Origin of the sequence: Anaerosphaera aminiphila DSM 21120 (assembly GCF_900129925.1) — a bacterium.
GTDB classification, from domain to species: domain Bacteria; phylum Bacillota; class Clostridia; order Tissierellales; family Peptoniphilaceae; genus Anaerosphaera; species Anaerosphaera aminiphila.
Genome location: NZ_FQXI01000002.1, coordinates 88,574 through 112,401, shown reverse-complemented (window position 1 = coordinate 112,401; position 23,828 = coordinate 88,574). Strand labels below are relative to the sequence as shown.

Here is a 23,828-nt window from a genome sequence, read left to right as displayed (position 1 = left end):
TCTATTTCACCTAAAAGTACACAAAAAAAGAGAGCCCTAAGACTCTCTTTAAATACTTAATTTAGTTAATTTTTGTCCAAACTTCTGTATCATCAGTTGATGATTTTCTGTATGAATCATGAGCATTTGATGCATCCATTACATTTGCATAGAACCAGTCTGAAGACTTAACATCTCCAAAAGATTTTAAGCTAGATTTTACACTGTCAAATGATTGAGTATTTGAAACTCTACCAAATACAGAGTTAAGAATTGTAACTGCTTCTGCTCTTGTGATTTCATCATTAGGTTTAAATGTTCCATCTGGGTATCCTGTTACAGATTTGTTTCCGTAAAGTTTTTCAATTGCTTCTTTTGCCCAGTGATCATTTACATCTTTAAAGTTTGTAGCACTTCCACCCACTGTTACATAACCGGAAATCATTTGTGCGAATTCTGCTCTTGTAATATTAGCATTAGGTTTAAATGTTCCATCTGGATATCCTGAAATTAATCCCTTATTAACTACATAGTTAATAGCTTCTGAATACCATTGGTTATTAGCATCTGTAAACTTAGTTGTCTTTGTAGTTCCAAAGTTGTCAGAATTGTTTAGAAGTCTTGCAAACATAGTTGCTGCTTCCCCTCTTGTTATATTTCCATGAGGTTTAAAGTTTCCATTTGGATAACCTTTAATATAAGAAATTCTCTTTAAGTCTGCAGTTTTTGACTCAGATACTGTGTAAGTTATTGAGTTGTCGCTCTTACCTGATTCACTAGTAGTTATAGTAAGTTTTTCTCCTGATTTAAGAGTTCTATTTGCATAGATTGTAAACTTGCCATCTTTGTCAGCTGTTGCTGAACCTAGTTTAACATTATCTTTGTCTTTTACAGTTACTGTAGCATAAGCTGCTGCAGTTCCTTCAATTTTGTATTCGCCGGCTTTTGCGCTTGTTATAGTAGCTGCCTTTGTCTTATCAGAACTTGAAGTTCTAACATAGAATTTTAAATAACTGTCATCATAAATTTTTCTATCTGTCTTAATGTCAAAATATCCACTACTGTCAGTCATTCCGTCTCCAACAGATTTTCCGTCATACTCTACATATACTCTTGTGTTCTTATAGTCTGATAGACGACCTTTCACTCTATATCCACCATCATATACATCTATACTATTTGGATAAACTCTTTTGTTTGTTGAACTACTTGTACTTGAATTTGTATAGAATTTTAAATCGCTATTGTCTTTAATATATCTATCTGTTTTAAAGTCAAAGTATCCATTTGAGTCAGTGTAACCACTTGCTACTTGACTGCCATCATACTCTACATAAATTTTTGTATTTTTGTAATCTGATAGACGTCCTTCTACTCTATATCCACTATCATAAACTTTTATTCCTGTTGGATAAACTCTCTTATCGTAGTTGTTGTTACTGCTGTCTGAGGTTTTTCTCCATTGTGCATATAAATTAGTGTTTCCTGTAATTTTAATCTCATCGCCTGAGTAATAGTATGTTCCTGAACCTGAAGAATTTGTTGTCCAACCATCAAAAGTATAACCTGTTCTGTAAAGGTCTCCTCTTGATTTTACAGTTGCATAATCTCCATTTGCATATGTTTTAGAGTCTGTAGGAACTGCTCCTGAACCACCATTTCTGTTGTAAGATACTGTATATTTCCCAGTTGAATTAGATTCCCATTTTGCATATAAATCCATATCAGAATTTATATTAGTATTGAAATCAAATATTGTACTTCCATTTTTAACTTCTGTCCAACCCTTGAAAGTATATCCACTTCTTGTTGGGTTTGCAGGTTTTGTTACTGTAGAACCTTTTTTAACTTTTATAGTTCTATCTAACCCATTTCCACCATTTTGATAGAAATTAACCTCTACATATTCAGTTACTGGAGTTTGTTCAACTAATGCTTTAATAACGTCATCTAAAGCTTTAGTTGCATTATTAATTTGTGTTTGAGTTGTAGCAGTCGTTTTAACATTTTCAGCTACAGTTATTGCAGCTTTTAACAAATTAATACTTTCTGGTGTGTACTTACTTGTTTCTGTTACTTTTGTTTTAGCTTCTGTTATTTTTAGTTCTAACGCTGCTGTGTCTAATACTACTTTATCTTCATAATGAGCGGTGATTATAACAGCTTTATCACCCATTTTAAATGTAGTTTTTGAAGCGCTTGCATTTGTAATAGTTACATTTTCATCTGCGGTCCAATTTACAAATTTCTTTCCCACTGCAGGTTCATCTGCGGTTATTGTAACTATTTCATCTTTTTTTGCTGTAGCTTTATCAGATATTCCATTTACAACTGTTACTTTTTTTGCTTCTGGTGTAAATTTTGCTGTTAATGTTATATCGCTATCTGGCATTTTAAATGTCAGTGGATTATCTGTTAAATTTGCATTAATACTAACAGATGATTCCCATTTTTCAAAAACCTCACCTGTTGGTGCAGTACCTGCGGTAACCTTAACTGTTGCATTGGGCATCACTGGAGATGTCACATCAGAAGTTCCTCCTGTAACAACTAAGTTTCTACCTACTGGTTCATCTCTCATTTGTGCCTCTGCATTATTTTTTGTCGTATCAGTTGCTGCTGCAAAAACATTTAATGGCATAACACTTAGCATCATTACGAATACCAATAACAGGGATAGCCATCTTTTATTATTTTTCATTTACTATTCCTCCTTTAAATTAAATTAAGTAAATCCTGCTGTAGTTATTATACCCCTCCTATGCTTTCATATTCAAGGAGATTGCTAAAATTTAGATAATTTAATATGTTTGTAACAATCTATAGGAACCTTGAGACCCAACCTAACAATCTATAGAAACCTATGGTTTCGTCATAGATTTTATGCAAGAATTTCCCAAGAGAACGAAGTTCGATTGGATGAAATTTACTGCTAACATAATAGTTTTTAATTTATAAACCTTTAGTTTAGTTAGTATATAATTTAATATTTATATTTATTTTCTCTAAAATTAACTTCAATACATTTCTTGAGGGAGGGCGAAGGGAATTGCGATTTTCCCTCACAGCCCTCCCTCAAACTCCCTCCCCCTACACCCTTGAAACGCTTTGAGACCTAACAGAAATCTTTGATTTCGTCGTAGGTCCAATGTCAGGTTTTCCCAAGGCTGAAAGACTTGGTTGAAAACTACGGCAAGGTTTCGCCATAGATTTTAAACAAAAGTTAAACAGCTGAAATTTATTGTTAATTTTTGATTTATAATAGGTTTCTAAGGCTAAAATGCTTGGTTGAAAACTACGACTGAAACTAATCCGATTTACATAATAAATTACAGGTAATTACATATAGAGCATAAAACAAAAAAATACCCACCAACAACTTATATTTGTCAGGCAGGCATTTAAATTATTAACAATTATTTACTAAAACTTTTAAAAGTTTTACTTTCTACTTCTTTATTTAATTTCAATTTTCTTTTTAGTAGAAACTTCTTCTTTTTTAGGAATAACTACTGTTAAAAGTCCTTTTTCCAAGTTTGCTTCTAAGCCATCTTCATCAATGTCTTTAAAGTACATTGTTCTTTGCATTGTAGTTGATTTTCTCTCTTTGTGAATATAGTTTTTGTCTTTGTTAGAGTCATCTTTTTCTTCTGTCTTTTCTGCTAAGATTGTAAGCTTTCCGTCGTCAAGAGTTACTTCAACGTCACCCTTTTCAAATCCCGGAAGTTCTGCTTCTACTTTGTATTCTTTTTCGTCCTCTAATACATCTACTTTAAAGGATTCTGATTTCATTGCACGACTAGGTGTAAAATCATCATTAAAGAAGTCATCAATCATGTTGTAAAAATCTTCAAACCCTCTGTCTAGACTTCCCAATTCATTTCTTCTAAAAGGTCTTAAATTTGTCATATTAACATCTCCAATTTTAATTTACATTTATATTTATATTTATATTTTAGCACTCAACTCATTCGAGTGCTAAAAACTATCTTTAGTATAGTCTTAAGATCAAAGAATGTCAATAGATTTCAAATAAAAAAATTAAACTTTTCCAAAAAGTTTAATCAAGCGTTAATAAAATATTTAAAATTATTAAAAATATGTAGGTATATTAATTTTTTAGCGTTTCAAGGGTTAGCAGTAAATTTCAACCAATCGAACTTCGTTCTCTTGGGAAATTCTTCCATAAAATCTATGACGAAATCTTGCCATTCAACCTCCCTGTAATTTACGTCCTAAATTATGTTAGGTCTCAAAGCGTTTCAAGGGTGTAGGGGGGAGGGAGTTTGAGGGAGGGCTGTGAGGGAAAATCGCAATTCCCTTCGCCCTCCCTCAAAAATATACTAAAATTAATTTTAGAGAAAAATAAAGATAAGCATAAAATAATACTTTAACTAAACTAAATTTTTAAAATTAAAAAAATATTATACAACTACGTTAACCAAATCTATTATGAAATTTGATATTAAACCTACTAAGAAATTAAAAATGGCAATGAACTCTATTTCAAAAATTTACTGTGTTTTATTAATTTTTAAAACTTGACTAACGGCTAAAATTAAGTCAAATATTATTGCAACTGCCACTATACATAAGCTGATTTTAAAAAAACTTATGCTATAAAAATATTTTACCAATAGTGGATATATTAAAAGTAGTGAAATTACATCACAAAAAATCGCCAAGAAAGTTACATATCTTCCATATCCATCTTCTGCCAATTTATTAGAGTCTCTTAATATTAATAAAAATAAAATTGCCTGTAAAATTTTTATTGATGCGTCATTTGAAATTACAACTTCATTTGCAATTACTATAAATAAAAATAGTGAATTACATAAAAGTGGAAATGCTAGGGGTTTATTGAGTTTCGGCTTTTTAATGTAAAGGTCTTCTATTCTAAAGCTCTTTACTAAATTGCTCATTATCTTTGTACTTTTAACTTTTTCTGCAATCCAAAGAGATATTGTGGCACTAAAAAATATAGTTATCATTTCAGTTTTTAAAACGTTTAGCACATTTAAAATACTTAGTAGTTTTATATTAAATATAAAGTATATTACCAGCGCCAAAATCATTTGAATTGACAACACTTTTAGTACATCTATGTAGATAGTATAATTCTTACCGCTAATTAATATATTTGACTTGCTCTCATATTGTGCAGCTAGGCTGTAGGGACTTCCAAGCTTTAAAAGTATTTTTTTTAAATCTTCTTCTGTGTAGTTTTCAGGAAGTTCCTCCTCAACTATTTCTCGTATGTCTCTTTCTGCAGACTTGGCATTGTCGTATGCCATATATTTAGTTAGCTCTCTTAGGTATCTATCTAATAATTCCCTGCTTTTCAAATTAACACCACCAATAATTAAATTATAACATTTTAATTTAAAATAGACAAAACAGGTTATTATACCTTGTGAACTAAAGTTCCTATAAATTGTTAGGTTAGGTCTCAAAGCGTTTCAAGGGTGTAAGGGGAGGGAGTTTGAGGGAGGGCCGTGAGGGAAAATCGCAATTCCCTTCGCCCTCCCTCAAGAATTGTATTGAAACACACTTTAGAGAAAAGAAATATAAATATTAAATGATACTTTAGCAAAACTAAAAATTGGCAGTAAATTCTATGACGAAATCTTGCCGTAGTTTTCTACCAAGCCTTTCAGCCTTGGGAAAACTTGACATTGGACCTACGACGAAATCAAAGATTTCTGTTAGGTCTCAAAGTTCCTATAGATTGTTAGGTTAGATCTCAGTCGGAGTTTTCTACCAAGCCTTTCAGCCTTGGGAAAACCTGACATTGAACCTACAACGAAATCAAAGATTTCTGTTAGGTCTCAAAAAAAAGGAGCTATAAGCTCCCTTAATTAATCCAGTACATATACTCTTACGTTTCTTCTTCCAAAGCGAAGTGCTTCTGAGTTAGAATTGTAAAATAAATCTATTCTATTTCCCTTAATTGCTCCACCTGTATCTTCTGCTACACAGTATCCATATGATGTAAATCCATCAAGTGATTCTACGTATAGCTTTGTTCCCAGTGGAATTACCTTAGGATCTACTGCTACAGCTCCAACTCTTGCTCTTGTTCCCATTGCAGTTTTTGAACCTGCTGTAGGGTCGTAAGCTGTTGCTTCCATAGTTACAACTCTTTTTACATTTTTCCCTTCCAGTGCTGCTGATGAAGGAGTTTCCTTTGTTCCAATTTCTTCTACTTGAGTTACCGGCTCTTGGATAATTTCTGAATTTATAGTATCTATTGACACTAGTTCATCATTTACAAAAGTGTTTTGAATTGTATTTACTTGAATTCCCTCAACGCCTTGTTCTATTATCTTTGTTTCACCTTTGTACATATCAGCATTTTCATTTTGAATTTTTTCAAAAGGTAAAGTTATTTCTTCTGTAAATGTTTCTTTTTGAACTCTTTCAATGCTTATAGTTTGATTTGGAGAAACTTTTGACTCAAGTGCAGGTGTTACTACGTCATGTTCATCTAATTCAATTTCCGCTTCTTCTAAAACTTCTTCTACTGTCTTTCCCGTAGATTTTACTCTTCGCTCTTCTTCGTCTTCACGAATTACATAGTTCTTCGGAGTAGATATAATAATATCCATTTCTGGAGTAATTTTTTCATCTAGTGATGGAGTTACTACTTCGCCATCTTCTAATTCTATTCTCTCTGTCTTTAAAAATGAACCAACTGTTGAAGAGTAAGTCATTATCTCTCTTGTTTGTCCATCTACTATTAAATTAACATCCTTGCCAAGTACAGTGTTAAAACCCATTGTAAATGTTGAGGATAATAATGTTCCCCCTATTAATATTGTCGCAAGTTTTTTTCTGAATTTCCCTTGTGAAATATTCATAATTAAAAATAACCTCCCAAATTTAAAAATTACAAGATTGTAATTTTTGTTACTTCTTTGTAACTATTTGTTACTCTAAGTGAGTATAAAGGTTATTTATATAATTGTCAAATATATTGTTACTTCTTTGTAACTATTGACTCTTTTTATATTATATTACTGTTTTCAACTGTTTTAGAATATTCACTTTTCTACTACATTTTAAAGTTTATTATTTTATAATTTAAAAAAGGGCTAAAAATAGCCCTTTTAATTTTAATTATTACAAGAATATTACAGTTTTATTTTTTTTATTAAATTCTGTGTCATCTTGGCAGTAAATCCCCAAATTATCTTGCCTTCGTATTCATAAAACAGGACATTTTCTCTACCTCTTTTAAATTTATAGTCCTTTCCATTTGGTATTAATCCATAGGGAAATTCCTTGTTGTTCTTAACTGAAAGTTCCAAGTCGTAGGACTTTGGCTCTGTATTTAACAAATAGTCTAGTGGCACAGTAAAAATACTGTCCACTTCCGCTTCACTGGGAACTATTTTTTCATAGTTTACATTTATTCTACCTATTACAGAGTATAAAACTGAGTAGTAGGGATTTACTAAAAAGTCTCCCTTTGAAAATACTTCTATTTTTCGCTCCGGAATTAACAATTCTTCACTGGTTTCTCTAACTGCTGCTTTTACACAACTTTCTCCTCTTTCAATTCTGCCTCCGGGAAAGCTGATTTCCCCAGGTTGATTTCTCAAGGTCTTGGCTCTAACTTCATAGAGGATGTGATATTTTCCATCTATTTCAATAAACGGAATAAATACAGAGTAGTTATTTTTAACGTCTATAGGTCTTGGCTTTTGACCTTTTAGCTTATCTTTTACGCGATCTATCTTCATACCATTTCCCTCATTTATTCTATTTAATTATTCTCTTTACCAATTGATTAAATTTACTCACTTCGTAGTTTGCAAATTCAATGCCGTTTTTTTTCATCAACTCGTCTATGAGTTCAGAAATTTTATATATTCGCAAATATTCTATATTCTGTCTTTCAGATTCTTCTTCAACTAGTGCTGCAACAAAGTCTGCATAGGTATAATTTCCTCTAAGTCCCAAACTTGAAGATAACTTTGGAATTACTTCTTCAAAAAGTCTTCTATATTTTGAACTTAGATTAAAGCTACTGTCTTCTGCAAAAAAATCCAGCTTGTCAAAGAAGATGTCTTTTATTATTTTAAATGCCTCTTCTTCAGAAAAGTCTTCTATATAGTACTTATTTCCCCTTAGAGATTTTATTTTTTTATATGTGTCAAAATACCCTATTCTTATTAGTTCATCTGCTTTAACCGGATCAAAGTCCATAACAGATGTATGGTTTTTCCTAGGCTCTATTACTATGGCGTCCTTTGGAAAGGACAAATCTCTAATGTCTGCCGGTCCCGTTCTAACTATTATTGGAGTTAAGTTCAACTTTTCTACCATATTATATGGAACTTTATTGTAAAATCCTCCATCAAGGTAGTACTTTCCATCTAAGGGCTCCAATTTAAACACAGGCAAATAACAACTTGCAACTATATATTTATTTAGCTCTCCCTTTGGGATATCTTCTATATATAACTCTTCCGCCTTTTTATCTGTGACATTTACTGTTACAAGTCCAAACTTCATCTTTGAGTTTCTGACTTTTTCTTCATCTATGTTGTTACTCACTAAGTCCTTTAGTGGTTGTAATGAAACTGTTTTAGTATTTAACAAGTCCATAAAGGCACTTTTAATTGAATCTAAAATTTCATCTCCATCACTTAGTATTGCCTTTATAACTTCAGATATTTCTTTTTCTTCATCTGATTTGTCCTCTTGCTTATTTGTCTTGCTTGCTACTGTCCTTACTTCCGCTTCTTTTATTAAGTCATTTAAGTTCAACGTTCTCCAAAGTTCAACACATTTTTCAGCTTCGCCCATGGCAATCATAGCTCCATTTATTGAGCCAATTGACGTTCCAACTACAGCTTCAAATTCAAATCCCAACTCTACTAGCGCAAAGTAAGCTCCTATTTGGTAAGCTCCCTTTGCTCCTCCACCTTCCAGCACTAAACCGTACATTTTTATCACCTTAATCTAACTGACTTGTACAATTTGGACATCTTGTAGCTTCTATATTTATCTCCGTTTTACAGTAAGGGCAAATCTTCGTTGTAGCTTCTTCTATAACTTCCTCTTCCTTTATCATCATAGACTTTAACTTAGACATATTTTTAATTACTACAAATATTACAAAGGCCATAATTAAAAAATCAAATACACTTTGTATAAATGCCCCTACGCCTATCGTAGTACTTCCTAATTTAAAGGATATATCTGTAAATGTTTCTTTTCCAACTACTGCACTGATAAGCGGTGTAATTATATTTTTAACTAGAGAATCTACAATTTTACTAAAAGCACCACCTATTACTACCCCAACAGCCATGTCTATTACATTACCCTTGGAAATAAAGTCTTTAAATTCTCCAAAGAATTTTTTCGTACCCTTTCCAACTTTATCCATTTGTTCCATAATCTACTCCTTTAATAATTTAATTTTTTTACTATCACTTTATTTCTCTCTAATAGTTCAAGAGCATAGTCATCTATCCTATACCCTTCTTTATAGTAAATAGCCTCTATTCCAGCTTGAATTAAGGCCTTTGTACAGTTTAAACAGGGAAAGTGAGTTACATAGGCACTACACCCCTTTACAGAAATCCCCTCTTTTGCACAGTATAAAAGTGCATTCATCTCTGCGTGAATAGTGGCGATACAGTGTCCATCACGCATTGTATGGCCTATTTCATCACATTGAGGATTCCCTGAAACAGACCCGTTGTATCCAGTTGAAACTATTCTATTGTCTTTATTTACCAGCACACATCCCACAAAAGCTCTATCGCAAGTTGATCTGGTTGCAACCATTTCTGTAATTTCCATAAAATATTCATTCCACGATTTTCTCAACATAACACCTCATTTTGCTTCTTTAGCTAATTTATCTACTACATCATTGTATTCTACTCCACTGTGAGCTTTCACCTTTATAAAGTTAACTTTAATTTTTTTAGATATTTCACTGTAAAAATCTCTGTACTCCATAGTTCCCTTTTTATTGGCCTTCCAATTTTTTAAAGCCCAATTTTCTATACCTGCATAGTCATAATGAAGGTATAGGACTTTTTTTCCCAGCTCAACAGCTCTTTTCATTGCGTACATTGCACCTTCTATTTCACCTGATACATTTCTCATTGTAGCGTCTTCATTGTAAAATCTCTTAGAGTGCATTTCATATATTCCCGCTCCGTCAAATAACAGTGCCCCAAAAGAAAAACTTTTATTTGAATCATCATAGGAGCCATCTACATATGCTATTAATTCATCTTCTGCACAAATACTTTTTTCTTCTGTGCCGGAATTTAAATTTTCAACTTCATCACCCATAAATACTTTTGCATCTTCCTCATTGGAAAATTTTTTGTATACTGCGCCACTATATCCGTAAACTTGGTCTTTACAATCAGCCCAAGTTGTGTAAATTCCCGGTATCTTACCTTTTTTAACTGCGTAATAATTCATAACTGCTCCTTTTTTATCTAGATACTATTATTATACTTCATTTACCCCGCCAATGTTAACACCTTTCATATTTATGCTATAAGAAATTCATCATTTATGGTATACTTACTTTATTGTAATGTAGCGTTATTTTATGGAGGTATTAAATGAATACTAAACAATTTGAAAGAATTAAAAATGCAAAAGGTTTTATTGCTGCTCTTGACCAAAGTGGTGGTTCTACACCAAAAGCTCTACAACTTTATGGAGTTGAACCAAGCAGTTACACAAATGATGACGAGATGTTTAAACTTGTACACGACATGAGAACTAGAATTATTAAGAGCCCTGCTTTTACTGATGATAGAATTCTCGGAGCAATTTTATTTAAAGTGACAATGAACTCAAAAATAGATGGTCAATACACATCTGATTTCCTTTGGGATAAAAAGGGCATTGTTCCATTTTTAAAAATTGACGAAGGTCTTGACGAGCTAAATAAAGGCGTTCAACTAATGAAGCCTATGAAGAGCTTAGACACACTTTTAGAAAATGCAAAAGAGAGAAATATCTTTGGTACTAAGATGAGATCTGTAATTAAAGAACTAAATGAAGAGGGAATTGTTGAAATTATAAAACAACAATTTGAATATGCAAAGATAATTTCCGCTGCAGGCTTTGTTCCTATAATTGAACCTGAAGTTGACATTAATGCAAAAGACAAAGAAGAAATTGAAGAAATTGTAAAACGAGAAGTAGTTGCACAATTAGATGCACTTCCAAAAGACTGCTATGTAATGTTTAAATTTACTATTCCTTCAAAAGTAAACTTGTACTCTGATCTTTTAGAATATCCTCAAGTTGTTAGAGTTGTAGCTCTTTCAGGTGGATACACTAGAGATAAGTCAAATGAACTCTTAGCTAAGAACGAAAACCTAATAGCTAGTTTTTCCAGAGCTCTTTCTGAAGGATTAAATGTAAATCAAAGTGAAGAAGAGTTTAATAAAATGTTAGATAATTCAATTGAAGGCATTTACCAAGCTTCAATTGCAAAATAAGTAATTTTATGGAAGAGAGCTTAAGCTCTCTTCTTTTGTTTAAAGGAGTTATTATGGAAAAATACTACGAAGAATTAATTGCTCTTAGAAGAAATTTTAGACAAATAGCAGAAGTTGGCTGGTTGGAAATGCAAACCACAATAAACATCATTAAATATTTAAAGATGTTGGGCTTAGATGTAAAATATGGCAGAGAAATTCACTCTGCAGATAGAATGGGACTTCCCTCTGAAGAAGTTATGTCTGAACATGGTAAAAAAGTAAATACAGATAATTTAAACTTTGACGTTTCAGATATATTAAAGGGATATACAGGTTGTATTGTGGAAATAAATAGTTCAAATCCGGGGAAGAATTTCGGATTTAGATTTGATATTGATGCCCTTCCCCTTCACGAAACTGACGATCCTGAGCACATTCCAAATAAACTCGGCTTTCGTTCAAAGGACAACTCCACAGACCATGCCTGCGGCCATGACGGTCACATTGCTATGGGGCTTGGACTTTGCCACTGGATAGTGGACAATATAGAAAAACTATCTGGAAACTTTAGAATTATATTTCAGCCTGCCGAAGAAGGTGTAAGGGGCGGAAAATCCATGACTGCTGCCGGAGCTGCTGATGGGCTTGACTATATGATAGCTTCACATATTGGCATGAACGAAAAGATAGGTGTAGTCGGTGTCGGCTCCACAGGATTTTTGGCAACTTCTAAATTCGACCTGTCCTATGAGGGAGTTACTGCACATGCAGGAGCTAATCCTCAAGACGGAAGAAACGCTCTTTTAGCTGCCGCTTCAGCTGCCCTTTCTCTTCACACACTTCCTCAGTACTCAACAGGTTCTTCCAGAATTAACGTGGGAGTTTTAAATGCAGGCACTGGCAGAAATATAGTTCCCGGAGAAAGTTATATGCAAATAGAAACCAGAGGTAGTGACGAACTTATTTTAAACGACCTTTCAAAGAGAGTTGAGCAAGTTGCAAGAGGAACTGCCGAAAGCTTTGATGTAAAGTACAATCTAAGTAAAGTTGGAGAGGCAATTAACTTTGAAACTATTCACCCTGAATTTATAGATTATATGGCAGAAAAGCTTGATGAAAAAGGATTTACAACTCACTTAAGACCAAATCTTGGCGGTTCTGAAGATGTAAGCTACATGCTTAAAAGAGTTGAAGAACTTGGTGGATATTCTATTCACTACATGCTTGGCACAACTTTAAAAGCTCCACATCACAACGTTGCCTTTGACTATGATGAAAGTGTTTTAAAACTTGGACTGGACACATATATTAGCACTATTGAAATACTTTCAGATAAGTAAAAATTAAAGCTTAGTTAGATAACATTAATTTTAATGGTTTAAAGTGCACCTTAAAAGTTAGACTCAAAACCTAATTTTTAAAGGTGCATTTTATATATTTAAATAAAAATAAAGCCGATACCTTAGTTGAAGTGTCGGCTTAGACTTTTGATAAAGTATAAATAAACATAATATTATCTATGTTTTCATTTGATTTCAAATTTATTTTTAAAATTCTTGGGAGGACGAAGGAGATTGCGATTTCTCCTCATGCCCTCCCAAACCCTCCCCTTTAACAATTTATAGAAATCTACGATTTCGTAATAGATTTTATGCAAGAATTCTCCACGAGCATTAGCGAGTGGATAGAATTTACTGCTACACCTCTGAAACGCTTTTGAGTTGATTAATAGGTTTAGTTGTTTTTAATTTGAAAGTTTATTAAAGTTCCAAAGCTAATTATTTTTTATAGGAAAAATGTAATAAAAATAATTTGCAGTATTTGTCTTCACTCTGAATCACCACTTAGCCAAAGTATCGACTTTTATTATTTTATTAAAGCATTATTTGCCCACCTATTCCTATTGGAAGTGGAATAAAGAAGTACCAAACCAGTGTAAATATTATCCATGTAATTAACATTGCCACTGAATATGGAATCATTGTGGAAATTAAAGTTCCCGCACCTGCATCTTCATCATATTCTTTCATAAAGCTAAGTATTATTGGGAAATATGGGAACAGTGGCGAAATTATATTAGTTGTTGAATCTCCAACTCTATATAAAAATTGTGTCCACGCTGGGTGATATCCCAGTAGTGTCATCATTGGCACAAATATTGGAGCAAGTAGCGCCCACTTTGCAGACCCTGAACCGATAAATAAATTTATAAACGCCACTATTAATATATACAGTACAAAGAGCGGTGCTCCTGTGAATCCTCCCTCTTCCAAGAAGTTTGCAAGTATTATAGCCAAGTATTCACCCATACTAGTCCAATTAAACCAAGCTATAAATTGCCCGATTATAAATGCTAAAACTATAAAGGAACTCATTTTAGCTATAGATGTCTCCATAATTTTCGGAACTTCTCTCAAACTGTCTTTTATTTCTCCGGAAGCCTTACCATAGGCAATTGAAATTATTAAGAACAAAAACAAAATCAATGGAATAATACCACTCATTAAAGTTGAACCTGAAGTAAGTGAACCTGTCTCCGCATTTCTCATAAAGGAATTTTTTGGTATACAGACTGCCACTATTACTACTAAGTAAATAATAAGTGAAATTGCCGCAGCTTTTAATCCCTTGTTTTCCTCTGTTGTGATTTCTTTTCTCTCTACATCAGTATTTCCATGGTACTTCCCAAGTCTTGGCTCAATAATTTTATTATTTACAATGGTACCAACTATTGTCAATATAAATGTAGATACAATCATAATAAACCAGTTGGCTGTAACTTGTATCTCCGGACCATTTACAATTTCAGATGCCGTATTTGTAATTCCTTGAAGCAACGCATCAGTTCCGGCTATTACCAAGTTTGCCGAAAATCCTGCAGTAGTTGCAGCATATCCCAGAGCAACACCGGCGAGTGGATTTTTTCCTATGTATAAAAATATCATTGCCGCCAAAGTTGGAACTATAATAATAGCTGCATCAGAAGCTAAATTCCCGCAAATACCAACTAACATAATTACAGGCACTACAAATTTGTCATTTACTCCTAAAATTGTCTTTCTCATAAATGCACTCATAAGTCCCACTTCTTCAGCCAGACCTATACCTAAAGTCATCGACAACACAAGTCCCAGTGGTGCAAACGAAGTAAAATTAGTAACCATGCTGGTTAAAGCATAGGATATTCCCTCTCCCGAAAGAATGTTTTTTATTACTACCTCTTCTCCTGTGGCAGGATTAATAGTTGTTGCTCCCTTTGCCAAAAGTGAAATCACCGCTATAATTACCATAAGTGCTAAAAACAAAATAAACGGATGCGGAATTTTATTTCCCACTCTTTCAATCCAACCCAAAAAACCTCCCATGTCATTAGACTGCTTTTTCTTTTTTTCTGACATATTAACTCCTCCTTTACCTATATTAAATTATTGAATCATATATACCCACTTTTTATGAATTATAAAGCATTTTATAAAGTAATAAATTAATAAAGTATTGAAGTATTGAGTATAGTTTAGATATAATGGTAAAAAAGGATGTGATGTTAGTTATGGATAAAAAATTAAAGGAACTCGCCAAAAATTTTAGAGAAAAAACTATTGAAAATAGAAGACATTTACACAGACACCCTGAATTGTCCCTTCACGAAAAAAATACAGCTGACTTTGTAATGAAAAATTTAGATGAACTTAGAATAAACTACAAGTCAAATGTCGGAGGATATGGAGTTGTAGGACTAATTGAAGGTGCTCACAAAGGTCCAACTATTATGATTCGAGCAGATATGGACGCTCTTCCCGTTAATGAGATTACAGGACTTGAATTTTCTTCTGAGGTTGAAAATGTAATGCACGCCTGTGGTCACGACATACATACTTCAAACTTAATCGCCGTTGCATCTATATTAAATAAATATAGAGATGAAATGCATGGAAGTGTAAAACTTTGTTTCCAACCCGCTGAAGAGGGTTCAGGAGGAGCTCTTGCAATGATTAACGATGGGGTCCTTGAAAATCCAAAAGTTGACTACGCCATTGGAATGCACATAGAACCTTCATTGAAAATAGGAACTGCCTCTATTGAAGTTGGCCCAATAACTTCCTACCCAAGATTTTTTTCTATAAAGTTAACAGGTAATGGAGGACATGGAAGTGTTCCCTACAAATCTATTGACCCAATAGTCGCAGGAGTTAGACTTTACGAAGCACTAAATTCAATTTCTAAGGAAATCTCTCCGCTAAATCCAAATGTACTACAAGTTTGCGCTTTTAACGCAGGTGAAGCTGCAGCTATTATCCCCGATGTCTGTGAGATAATGGGTACCATTAGAACTCACTATGTAGAAGACAAGGAATTATTTAAAAAGAGACTTTATGAAATGACTAAGAGTATTGCAGAACTATTTAATGTAGAATATGAAATAAAGTACTGGGGCATTTCCGAACCTGTCATAAATGAAGAAAAACATACTCTACTTGCAGCTGAGTGGGTTGAAGATATTTTTGAGAAGGGTCTTGTTCAAAGTGAGAGCTTTAAGCTGGCTGGAGAGGACTTCTCCAGATACTCAGTCCTTGTGCCATCTACTTTCTTAGTAGTGGGTTGCTCAAATGAAGATCCAAAAACTCAGTACGGACTTCACAATGCCAAGTTCAATCCAGATGAAAATGTTTTGGACTATGGAGTATTGGCACTTTCTACTATTGCATTAAAGTATTTAAAAGCTATATAGTAAAAACACCTTACATTTTAAAATGTAAGGTGTTTTATATTTATTTACCAAACTACAACTCTATTTTCAGGTGCAATATACATTCCGTCGCCTTTTTTTACATCAAAGGTCTTATAGAAGTCCTCTAAATTTGAAACTTGAATATTAGTTCTCAGCTTACCTGGAGCATGAGTATCTGTCAAAAGCATTATCTCTTCAGTTTCCGGGGTTGCCTTTCCCCTCCAAGACATAGCCCAATTTTCAAAAAACTCTTCTAAATTTGCATCTTTACTTTCTTTAGCAGCTTCTAAGGCTACAATTAAGCCTCCAGTATCTGCTACATTTTCAGTAATAGTCAACTTGCCATTTATTTTTCCACCAGCATATTCTATTCCGTCAAATTGTTTTACTGCTGCCTCTGTTCTCTCTTTAAATGCCGCATAATCTTCCGGCGTCCACCAGTTGTTTAAATTTCCCTTTTCATCATATTTAGATCCCTCAGGGTCAAAGGCGTGTGAAATCTCATGTCCTATAATCGCTCCAATTCCACCATAGTTTTGACTTGGTGTCTGATCTATACTATAAAAGGGTGCTTGTAAAATCCCCGCTGGAAAAGTAATAGTATTGGTTGTAGGCATATAAAATGCATTTACTTCTTGAGCTCCCGTTATCCATTTATCTCTATCTACAGGTTCACTATAACTACTAAAAAGTAATTTGTTATTCTCTCTACTCATATTTAAAGTATTTTCGTATAAACTCAAATTTTCATCTACTGTTAGCTTTTCATCTTTTGAATTGTCATAATCAGGGTATCCGATTTGTATTGTCATGCTGTTTAATTTTTTTATTGCCTCATTTCTAGTTTCTTCAGTGAGCCAATCTGCATTTTTTATTCGCTTGCCATATATTTTAATCAATTCATCTACCATAGTTTCCACATCTTTTTTTGCTTCTTCACCAAAATAAGTCTTTCCATAATATTGACCTATTTCATCATAAAATGCTTCTCCTGCCAGTGAATAAGCTCTAAATTCCGGATCTTCAGCTTCAGAAATTCCAGCCACTTCCATAGCAGCCTTACTTGCTATATTTTCTAAATTCTTAGATAGATAGGGTGTGCTTTCTTCAAGGGCCAGTATATACATCCAACTCTTTATTAAATCCAGATTTTCTTCAGAGATTATTTTATCTAAATCTCTATAATATTCTAAATCTGCAACAATTACTTTTTCAGGAACAACTCCTATTGTTGACAGTAAAATATTATTAATATCTATATTTTCACTGTCTTTTAACAGTTCTTTTGTGCTTATAGGGTTGTATGAATTATCTATGTTGGAAGACTCTTCTGAGCTCTTTGCATAAGTTGAAAGCAGTTTATCAAATTCAATTGCCTGTTCAGCTATTTTTTTTGCATCACTTTCACTTTTCCCAGTTAATTTAATCATCTCTACAAAAGATTTTCTGTATATATCTAAAATTTCTTTTCCTCTTTTACTTGTCTCTTCATAATAGGACTTTTCGCCTTTTAACAAACCAGGCATTCCAAAATAAAGTGAATTAGTGTCAGATTTTTCCATATCTGTGTCTACAGAAATTATTGTAGGAAGTACATATCCATCTAAAAGCATTTCACTATAGTTTTTATTTAAGTCATCTAGAGATTTTAAATTTTCAATTTTACTTAACCTCTTTAAAACAGGTTTTTCTCCATCTTTATTTCTACGTTCATAGTCAGAAGCCAATTTATAGTACTTTAAAAACTCCTTTAAATCTGAACTCTCCGGTTTTGTTTTTCCCTCTAACATTTTATCAAAATCAGACTTTAGTGTACTTGCAATTTTATCTTGAATGTCTTCAGTAACACCTACTGAAGTAGTTGTTGGCGGTATTTCCACTTTTTCCATCCACTGACCATTTACAGCTTCATATAAGTCATCTTGCGGACGAACTTCTGCTTTTTGTATTCCCTTGTCTCCACAAGCTACGAGCAAAATACTTAAAGCTAATATGATTACAATTGATTTTATTTTATTTTTATTATACATCTTTCACCTCTATCAAATATTTTTCCCACACATACTAACACATTGTTTTAATTTATTGCAATACACTTTATGCCCTCTATTACACATCTTAGACAGTCTTTAAACTTTGTATTTTTTTATTCACTAAAATACTATACATATTTTTATTTAATTTTAAACAAAAAAATGGAAAGATAGAATTCTCCATTAAGAGCAGTATTTTATATGTTATAATAATATTTTTAACAGATCACAAATAATGGGCCAAAAATATGTCACCACTGTAATTTCATCTTTGATTTTAAGTTTTGAATCTATAATTTCCGTTATTTCGGGAGCTTTGATTTTTCACGAAGTTTTATCTGGAAGAGAAATTATTGGCTGTGTTCTTATTTTTCTTGCCATTATACTTGCACAACTTCCCGATATACTTAGAAACCGAATTTAGCTTTTTTAATAATATTAAAAAATAAGGAGCATATAATGACAGCTACGAGCTTAAAATTTTTAATGATGTTTTTAATGGTCTTAGACCATATAGATTACTTTATTCCAATAGAATTTGCATCGCTATTTCACCTAATTAGTAGACCTGTTGCAGCTGTATTTGCCTACTTTATAGTTGAGGGATTTATCCACACAAAAAGTGTTAGAGCATATGCCTTTAGACTTTACTTCTTTGGTTTTGCAATGTCTATGGGATCATTTTTTATAAATGAATATATAATTATAAAACCTGAATACTTTGTGAATAACAGCATTCTTTTGACATTTGCTCTGGGGCTTACAGGACTTTACACTCTAAATAAACTCTACTATGAGAAAAATAAAAAGCTGCTGGCAATTATTTTATTGCTTTTAATTTATTCCGCCTCTCTTTTATTTGAAGGTGGTATTACTATATTTCCCTTTATGATAATTTGCTACATATATAAAAATAACTCGAGGAAGAGAAATCTTATATTTGTACTGATAACTTTTTTATTTTCACCGGGACTTTTCCAAGGAAATTCCCTTAGAGAAATTTTAATAAATTTTGGACTTCACTCAGATTTATTATTCTTCATTGCAGGTCTTCCATTTATTAGACTATATAATGGCAAGAGAGGACTGAATAACAATTTTACAAAGTACATTTTTTATATATTTTATCCGGCTCATCTCTGGATAATCGGAATTATCGCATCAAGAGTATTATAATTTTAAACACAAAAAAGAGACCTTAAAAGGTCTCTTAATTTTTTAAAAATTTATTTTACATCATGCCCATTCCTGGATTCATTGGTGCTTGTGGTTCTGCTTCAGGAATTACTGCAACTGCTGCCTCTGTAGTAAGAATCATAGCTGCAACGCTTGATGCATTTTGAAGAGCTGATCTAGTTACTTTTGTAGGATCTACAATTCCAGCATCTATCATATTTTCATATTTTCCATTAAGTGCGTCAAAGCCTGTTCCAACTTCAAGAGTTTTAACGTGTTCTACTATTACTGAACCTTCAACTCCTGCATTTTCTGCTATTTGGCGAAGTGGTGCTTCAAGTGCTTTTAACACTATGTTAACTCCGGTTTTTTCGTCGCCTTCCATTTCTTCTGAAAGTTTTGCAATTGCGCCTATACAATCTACTAAAACTGTTCCGCCTCCTGGAACAATTCCTTCTTCAACTGCTGCTCTTGTTGCAGATAGTGCATCTTCAATTCTAAGTTTTCTCTCTTTAAGTTCTACTTCTGTTGCTGCACCTACTTGAATTACTGCTACACCACCAACAAGTTTAGCAAGTCTCTCTTGTAATTTTTCTCTGTCAAATTCAGAGTCTGTTTCTTCTATTTGCATTTTAATTTGAGCAACTCTTGCTTCTAAATCAGATTTATTTCCTGCTCCATTTACAATTACAGTAAGCTCTTTTTCAACTCTTACTTTAGAAGCTGAACCAAGCATGTCAATAGTTGCGTCTTTAATTTCTTGACCTAAGTCAGTTGAAATAACTTGTCCACCAGTTAAAATTGCAATGTCTTCAAGCATTTCTTTTCTTCTATCTCCATATCCTGGAGCTTTGATTCCAACTACGTTTATTGTTCCTCTTAATTTATTTAAAACAAGTGTAGCTAGTGCTTCACCTTCTATATCTTCTGCAATTACCAGTAATGGTCTTGATGCTTGTAGTACTTGTTCAAGTAGTGGTAATAGGTCTTGGATGTTTGTAATCTTTCTGTCTGTTATTAGGATATATGGGTTTTCCAACTCAGCCACCATTTTTTCATTGTCAGTTACCATATAAGGTGATAAGTATCCTCTGTCAAATTGCATTCCCTCTACTACGTCAAGGCTTGTTCCCATTGATTTAGATTCTTCAACAGTTATAACTCCGTCTTTTCCAACACGTTCCATTGCCTCAGCTATTAACTTTCCAATTTCTTCATCAGCTGCTGATATTGCCGCAACTTGTGAAATAGATTCTTTTGTTTCAACTTCTTTAGAGAAGTTTTTAATTTCTTCTACTGTCTTATCTACCGCTTTTCTAATTCCCTTTTGTAAAATCATTGGATTAGCGCCTGCTGCTAAGTTTTTCATTCCCTCAAGAATTATAGCTTGAGCTAAAAGTGTAGCTGTAGTAGTTCCATCTCCTGCAACGTCATTTGTCTTAGTAGCTACTTCTTTTAAAAGTTGAGCTCCCATGTTTTCAAATTTATCTTCACATTCAATTTCTCTTGCTATTGTAACACCGTCATTTGTAATTAATGGTGCGCCATATTCCTTATCTAGTATTACGTTTCTTCCCTTTGGTCCAAGAGTTACTTTAACAGTATCTGCTAAAATATTAATTCCATCTATTAATCCTTTTCTTGCATCATCTGAAAATTTAATTTCCTTTGCCATATCTAATCTCTCCTTATTACTTAATTACTGCTAAAATATCTGAAAACTTAATTATAGTAAATTTTTCATCTTCAACTTCAAGTTCTGAGCCCGCGTATTTTGAAAATATTATTTTATCTCCAACTTGAATTTCGTCTTTTTTCTTTTCGTCATCTAGTATTCCCTTACCTATGGCTATAACTTCTGCCATGTTAGATTCTTCTTTTGCAGAACTAGGAAGTACTATACCTGATTTTGTTGTCTCTTCTTTTTCAATTTTCTTAATTACTAGCTTGTCTTCTAATGGTTTTAAATTCATTATTGAACCTCCTATATAAAATATATTGTTTTCTTACCTTTAGCACTCCACTTACCTAAGTGCTAACAATAATATTAGTGTAATACAATTTGAGAAATTTTGCAAGTGAAATTTGACATTTTTTTACCTTTAGAAAAAAATAAAGCCACCAGAATACTATATAAATCTGGTGACTACTTCAAATACTATTGGGATGACAACAGCCGGCAACATATTGGCAACCTCTATCTCTTTTATATTTAAAACTTTTAAACTAAGTGCAATTATTAATATTCCTCCTACACCTGATATATTTGCAATTAGCACATCTGAAAACAGTCCGCTTGAGAATATAGCTATTAAAACTATACAGCCTTCAAATAGTGACACACTTAGGGATGAAAAGATTACTCCCAATCCCAAACTTGATGCCAATACTATAGCTGTTATAAAGTCTATTATGGACTTTGTGTAGAGCACGTCATATTTTCCCAACAGTCCCGCTTCAATTGAACCCACTATTGTCATTGCACCTACGGCAAATATTAAAGTTGAAGTTACAAATCCATCTACAAAATTTTCATTTTTTACATTTTTAAAAGGCTTTTTTAATAGACTTCCCAAACTGTTTAACTTTTCTTCTATATTCAGCCACGTTCCAATTAGCGTTCCCACAATTGATGAAATTATGAGGATTAACATATTGTCAGTTTGAAGCACTGAATCAATTCCAATATATAGCACACATAGCCCAACCACTGTCATTACTACTTCTTGGTATCTTTTATTTAATCTGTTGCCAAATAACAGGCCTATTATTGAACCTATTACAATAGCAATGGCATTTACAATGACAGCTTTCATAGCTACCTCCCCAAATTATTTTCCCTGCCATAGTAAAATAGATATTGCTGTGCAAATCCGGCATTTTTGCCAAATATTCTTCTACCCTCATCGGCAATTAAATTTTTATTAGTATCTTTTTTTAAATATAATTCTTCCATTACACGTTTTATCCATACATCTACAGGAAATGACTCCGACCTCTTAAACGCAAATAGCAACACGCAGTCAGCTACTTTAGGTCCAACTCCCGGAAGTTTCATAAGTTCTCTTCTGGCGTCTTCTAAGGGAATTTCATAGAGGGAGTTTAAGTCCACTGCCCCTTCACTTATTAACTTTGAAGTTTTAACAATTCTCTCATCTCGAAATCCAACTCTTGCAAACTCTCTAAGGTCTTCGACTTTTGCTCTTGAAAGTTCATCACTACTTGGAAAACTATAGTACTCTCTACCACCATAACTTCCAATTTTAGAGCCATACATCTCAGAAATTTTTGCCACTGAATTTTTTATTCTGGGTATTTGATTGTTGGCGGAAATAATAAAAGTTATTATAGTTTCAAAGGGGTCTTGATTTAAAATTCTAATTCCACTTCCGTATTCCATGGCATTTTTTAAAGTTTCATCAAGAGATAGTTCTTCCCTTAAAGCTCCATAATCTCTATTTAAGTCAAAGTAATCCATCCAAATACTTTGGAAGTCCTCAAGAGAAGAATTGTCTATTACAATATTTTCGCCCTTACTTACATTTATAATCTTATTATGTGCCACATTTGTATATGAACCGTCTTCTTCCTCTATCCATCTAAAAGCTTGCCCACATTTAAAAATATGTTCCGGATTAAAAAAGTCCAACTCTGCTATTTCAATTTTATTATTTCCCTCTAATATTTTCATTTACAGTCCTCTTTAAGTTATTAAAAAAGGTACAGATACCTGCACCTTAAACTTTAATTTATAAAAAATTTTCTTTTAAGTAATATGACAACTTTAATAGTGAGTCATTTAACCTGATGTTTTCAATTACTACATTGTCAGGGACACTTATATCAATAGGCGCAAAATTCCAAATTCCCTTTATTCCACACTCTATAAGTCTATTGATAACATCTACTGCATATTCCCTTGGCACTGTGATAATTGCCACATCTATGTTTTTATTTTGAATGTATTCTTCCATTTTATCAACTGAAATTACAGGTATTGAATCAATTTCTGTTCCAACAATTTCCGGATTTGAGTCAAAAAGCGCTTGTATTTTAAAACCATTTTCTTTAAATTCATTGTAGTTTGCTATTGCAGATCCCAATCTTCCTGCACCAACTATTACAGTGTTATAAACATGGTCCATACCAAGAATTTTATCTATTTGTTCTCTTAAATCTATTGTATTGTATCCGTAGCCCTGCTGACCAAATCCTCCAAAATTATTTAAATCCTGTCTTATTTGTGATGCAGTAAAGCCTGTCAAATTGCTGAGTTCAGAAGATGAAATTCTCTCAACTCCCTTTTCAATAACATCAGTTAAATATCTGTGATAAATGGGAAGTCTTCTTATTACCGTTTCAGAAACTCTGTTCGTCTTATTCGACATTGCACGCCTCCTGTTTTTCATGATAATATTATAACAGTCTTTC

Annotated in this window: 22 protein-coding genes; 6 read left to right on the top strand and 16 right to left on the bottom strand. The window is 33.0% G+C overall.

Annotated features, from left to right (window positions below; genetic code table 11):
• Positions 1 to 61: 61 nt before the first annotated feature.
• From BUB47_RS02950 to BUB47_RS02940, 3 genes are all read right to left on the bottom strand, one after another.
• Positions 62 to 2,680, bottom strand: a complete 2,619-nt coding sequence (locus BUB47_RS02950) for an S-layer homology domain-containing protein (protein ID WP_073183604.1) — start codon at positions 2,678 to 2,680, stop codon at positions 62 to 64.
• A gap of 755 nt (positions 2,681 to 3,435) precedes the next feature.
• Entirely contained in the window at positions 3,436 to 3,888 is a 453-nt protein-coding gene (locus tag BUB47_RS02945) for an Hsp20/alpha crystallin family protein (protein WP_073183602.1), read from the bottom strand.
• Positions 3,889 to 4,493: 605 nt separating this feature from the next.
• The gene (locus tag BUB47_RS02940; protein WP_073183601.1) at positions 4,494 to 5,327 is read right to left on the bottom strand and encodes a hypothetical protein; all 834 of its coding nucleotides are present in this window, start codon (positions 5,325 to 5,327) and stop codon (positions 4,494 to 4,496) included.
• 272 nt (positions 5,328 to 5,599) lie between these two features.
• Here BUB47_RS02940 and BUB47_RS10155 point away from each other — a divergent pair, with 272 nt between their 5' ends.
• The gene (locus BUB47_RS10155; RefSeq protein ID WP_268761867.1) at positions 5,600 to 5,722 is read left to right on the top strand and encodes a hypothetical protein; all 123 of its coding nucleotides are present in this window, start codon (positions 5,600 to 5,602) and stop codon (positions 5,720 to 5,722) included.
• Positions 5,723 to 5,840: 118 nt separating this feature from the next.
• Here the strand turns inward: BUB47_RS10155 and BUB47_RS02935 are convergent, their stop codons facing one another.
• From BUB47_RS02935 to BUB47_RS02910, 6 genes are all read right to left on the bottom strand, one after another.
• Complete coding sequence (locus tag BUB47_RS02935; protein ID WP_143270594.1) at positions 5,841 to 6,842, bottom strand: ubiquitin-like domain-containing protein; 1,002 nt, start codon at positions 6,840 to 6,842, stop codon at positions 5,841 to 5,843.
• A 273-nt stretch (positions 6,843 to 7,115) separates the two neighbouring features.
• On the bottom strand, positions 7,116 to 7,727 hold the full coding sequence (locus tag BUB47_RS02930) for an NUDIX hydrolase (protein WP_143270593.1): 612 nt from the start codon (positions 7,725 to 7,727) through the stop codon (positions 7,116 to 7,118).
• A 19-nt stretch (positions 7,728 to 7,746) separates the two neighbouring features.
• Entirely contained in the window at positions 7,747 to 8,937 is a 1,191-nt protein-coding gene (locus BUB47_RS02925; protein ID WP_073183599.1) for a patatin-like phospholipase family protein, read from the bottom strand.
• 10 nt (positions 8,938 to 8,947) lie between these two features.
• Positions 8,948 to 9,391, bottom strand: a complete 444-nt coding sequence (gene mscL, locus BUB47_RS02920; protein ID WP_073183598.1) for a large conductance mechanosensitive channel protein MscL — start codon at positions 9,389 to 9,391, stop codon at positions 8,948 to 8,950.
• An 11-nt stretch (positions 9,392 to 9,402) separates the two neighbouring features.
• Positions 9,403 to 9,828 (bottom strand): deoxycytidylate deaminase, encoded by a 426-nt coding sequence (locus BUB47_RS02915; RefSeq protein WP_073183689.1) that lies wholly within the window; start codon positions 9,826 to 9,828, stop codon positions 9,403 to 9,405.
• A 9-nt stretch (positions 9,829 to 9,837) separates the two neighbouring features.
• Complete coding sequence (locus tag BUB47_RS02910) at positions 9,838 to 10,440, bottom strand: ribonuclease H1 domain-containing protein (protein WP_073183596.1); 603 nt, start codon at positions 10,438 to 10,440, stop codon at positions 9,838 to 9,840.
• Positions 10,441 to 10,586: 146 nt separating this feature from the next.
• On the opposite strand from BUB47_RS02910, the gene BUB47_RS02905 reads away from it, so the two are divergent.
• Positions 10,587 to 11,477, top strand: a complete 891-nt coding sequence (locus BUB47_RS02905) for a fructose bisphosphate aldolase (protein WP_073183594.1) — start codon at positions 10,587 to 10,589, stop codon at positions 11,475 to 11,477.
• Between the two features lie 53 nt (positions 11,478 to 11,530).
• Positions 11,531 to 12,799 (top strand): amidohydrolase, encoded by a 1,269-nt coding sequence (locus tag BUB47_RS02900; RefSeq protein WP_073183592.1) that lies wholly within the window; start codon positions 11,531 to 11,533, stop codon positions 12,797 to 12,799.
• Positions 12,800 to 13,333: 534 nt separating this feature from the next.
• On the opposite strand, the gene BUB47_RS02895 is transcribed toward BUB47_RS02900, so the two are convergent.
• The gene (locus BUB47_RS02895) at positions 13,334 to 14,857 is read right to left on the bottom strand and encodes an AbgT family transporter (protein WP_073183591.1); all 1,524 of its coding nucleotides are present in this window, start codon (positions 14,855 to 14,857) and stop codon (positions 13,334 to 13,336) included.
• A 152-nt stretch (positions 14,858 to 15,009) separates the two neighbouring features.
• Here BUB47_RS02895 and BUB47_RS02890 point away from each other — a divergent pair, with 152 nt between their 5' ends.
• Positions 15,010 to 16,188: a M20 metallopeptidase family protein gene (locus BUB47_RS02890; RefSeq protein WP_073183589.1), complete on the top strand. Its 1,179-nt coding sequence runs from the start codon at positions 15,010 to 15,012 to the stop codon at positions 16,186 to 16,188.
• A 44-nt stretch (positions 16,189 to 16,232) separates the two neighbouring features.
• Here the strand turns inward: BUB47_RS02890 and BUB47_RS02885 are convergent, their stop codons facing one another.
• On the bottom strand, positions 16,233 to 18,218 hold the full coding sequence (locus tag BUB47_RS02885) for a M13 family metallopeptidase (protein ID WP_083529048.1): 1,986 nt from the start codon (positions 18,216 to 18,218) through the stop codon (positions 16,233 to 16,235).
• A 238-nt stretch (positions 18,219 to 18,456) separates the two neighbouring features.
• Here BUB47_RS02885 and BUB47_RS02880 point away from each other — a divergent pair, with 238 nt between their 5' ends.
• The gene (locus BUB47_RS02880) at positions 18,457 to 18,645 is read left to right on the top strand and encodes an EamA family transporter (protein ID WP_073183587.1); all 189 of its coding nucleotides are present in this window, start codon (positions 18,457 to 18,459) and stop codon (positions 18,643 to 18,645) included.
• A gap of 35 nt (positions 18,646 to 18,680) precedes the next feature.
• The gene (locus tag BUB47_RS02875; RefSeq protein WP_073183586.1) at positions 18,681 to 19,397 is read left to right on the top strand and encodes a TraX family protein; all 717 of its coding nucleotides are present in this window, start codon (positions 18,681 to 18,683) and stop codon (positions 19,395 to 19,397) included.
• A 55-nt stretch (positions 19,398 to 19,452) separates the two neighbouring features.
• On the opposite strand, the gene groL is transcribed toward BUB47_RS02875, so the two are convergent.
• The 5 genes from groL to BUB47_RS02850 form a co-directional block, all read right to left on the bottom strand.
• On the bottom strand, positions 19,453 to 21,072 hold the full coding sequence (groL, locus tag BUB47_RS02870; protein WP_073183584.1) for a chaperonin GroEL: 1,620 nt from the start codon (positions 21,070 to 21,072) through the stop codon (positions 19,453 to 19,455).
• A gap of 16 nt (positions 21,073 to 21,088) precedes the next feature.
• A complete protein-coding gene (locus BUB47_RS02865; protein ID WP_073183582.1) occupies positions 21,089 to 21,370 on the bottom strand; it encodes a co-chaperone GroES in 282 nt (93 codons plus the stop codon).
• A 156-nt stretch (positions 21,371 to 21,526) separates the two neighbouring features.
• Complete coding sequence (locus BUB47_RS02860; protein WP_073183580.1) at positions 21,527 to 22,213, bottom strand: DUF554 domain-containing protein; 687 nt, start codon at positions 22,211 to 22,213, stop codon at positions 21,527 to 21,529.
• A gap of 2 nt (positions 22,214 to 22,215) precedes the next feature.
• A complete protein-coding gene (locus BUB47_RS02855) occupies positions 22,216 to 23,088 on the bottom strand; it encodes a DNA-3-methyladenine glycosylase family protein (RefSeq protein ID WP_073183579.1) in 873 nt (290 codons plus the stop codon).
• Between the two features lie 58 nt (positions 23,089 to 23,146).
• Positions 23,147 to 23,785, bottom strand: a complete 639-nt coding sequence (locus tag BUB47_RS02850; protein WP_073183577.1) for a redox-sensing transcriptional repressor Rex — start codon at positions 23,783 to 23,785, stop codon at positions 23,147 to 23,149.
• Positions 23,786 to 23,828: the final 43 nt, after the last annotated feature.

Excerpts from the sequence above, each read along its gene's own strand:
- BUB47_RS02925 (WP_073183599.1), bottom strand. The coding sequence starts at position 8,937 with ATGTACGGTTTAGTGCTGGAAGGTGGAGGAGCAAAGGGAGCTTACCAA.
- BUB47_RS02850 (WP_073183577.1), bottom strand. The coding sequence starts at position 23,785 with ATGTCGAATAAGACGAACAGAGTTTCTGAAACGGTAATAAGAAGACTT.
- groL (WP_073183584.1), bottom strand. The coding sequence starts at position 21,072 with ATGGCAAAGGAAATTAAATTTTCAGATGATGCAAGAAAAGGATTAATA.
- BUB47_RS02875 (WP_073183586.1), top strand. The coding sequence starts at position 18,681 with ATGACAGCTACGAGCTTAAAATTTTTAATGATGTTTTTAATGGTCTTA.
- mscL (WP_073183598.1), bottom strand. The coding sequence starts at position 9,391 with ATGGAACAAATGGATAAAGTTGGAAAGGGTACGAAAAAATTCTTTGGA.
- BUB47_RS02945 (WP_073183602.1), bottom strand. The coding sequence starts at position 3,888 with ATGACAAATTTAAGACCTTTTAGAAGAAATGAATTGGGAAGTCTAGAC.
- BUB47_RS02935 (WP_143270594.1), bottom strand. The coding sequence starts at position 6,842 with ATGAATATTTCACAAGGGAAATTCAGAAAAAAACTTGCGACAATATTA.
- BUB47_RS02890 (WP_073183589.1), top strand. The coding sequence starts at position 15,010 with ATGGATAAAAAATTAAAGGAACTCGCCAAAAATTTTAGAGAAAAAACT.
- BUB47_RS02900 (WP_073183592.1), top strand. The coding sequence starts at position 11,531 with ATGGAAAAATACTACGAAGAATTAATTGCTCTTAGAAGAAATTTTAGA.
- BUB47_RS10155 (WP_268761867.1), top strand. The coding sequence starts at position 5,600 with ATGACGAAATCTTGCCGTAGTTTTCTACCAAGCCTTTCAGCCTTGGGA.
- BUB47_RS02910 (WP_073183596.1), bottom strand. The coding sequence starts at position 10,440 with ATGAATTATTACGCAGTTAAAAAAGGTAAGATACCGGGAATTTACACA.
- BUB47_RS02865 (WP_073183582.1), bottom strand. The coding sequence starts at position 21,370 with ATGAATTTAAAACCATTAGAAGACAAGCTAGTAATTAAGAAAATTGAA.
- BUB47_RS02895 (WP_073183591.1), bottom strand. The coding sequence starts at position 14,857 with ATGTCAGAAAAAAAGAAAAAGCAGTCTAATGACATGGGAGGTTTTTTG.
- BUB47_RS02930 (WP_143270593.1), bottom strand. The coding sequence starts at position 7,727 with ATGAAGATAGATCGCGTAAAAGATAAGCTAAAAGGTCAAAAGCCAAGA.
- BUB47_RS02905 (WP_073183594.1), top strand. The coding sequence starts at position 10,587 with ATGAATACTAAACAATTTGAAAGAATTAAAAATGCAAAAGGTTTTATT.
- BUB47_RS02860 (WP_073183580.1), bottom strand. The coding sequence starts at position 22,213 with ATGAAAGCTGTCATTGTAAATGCCATTGCTATTGTAATAGGTTCAATA.
- BUB47_RS02880 (WP_073183587.1), top strand. The coding sequence starts at position 18,457 with ATGGGCCAAAAATATGTCACCACTGTAATTTCATCTTTGATTTTAAGT.
- BUB47_RS02855 (WP_073183579.1), bottom strand. The coding sequence starts at position 23,088 with ATGAAAATATTAGAGGGAAATAATAAAATTGAAATAGCAGAGTTGGAC.
- BUB47_RS02885 (WP_083529048.1), bottom strand. The coding sequence starts at position 18,218 with ATGTATAATAAAAATAAAATAAAATCAATTGTAATCATATTAGCTTTA.
- BUB47_RS02950 (WP_073183604.1), bottom strand. The coding sequence starts at position 2,680 with ATGAAAAATAATAAAAGATGGCTATCCCTGTTATTGGTATTCGTAATG.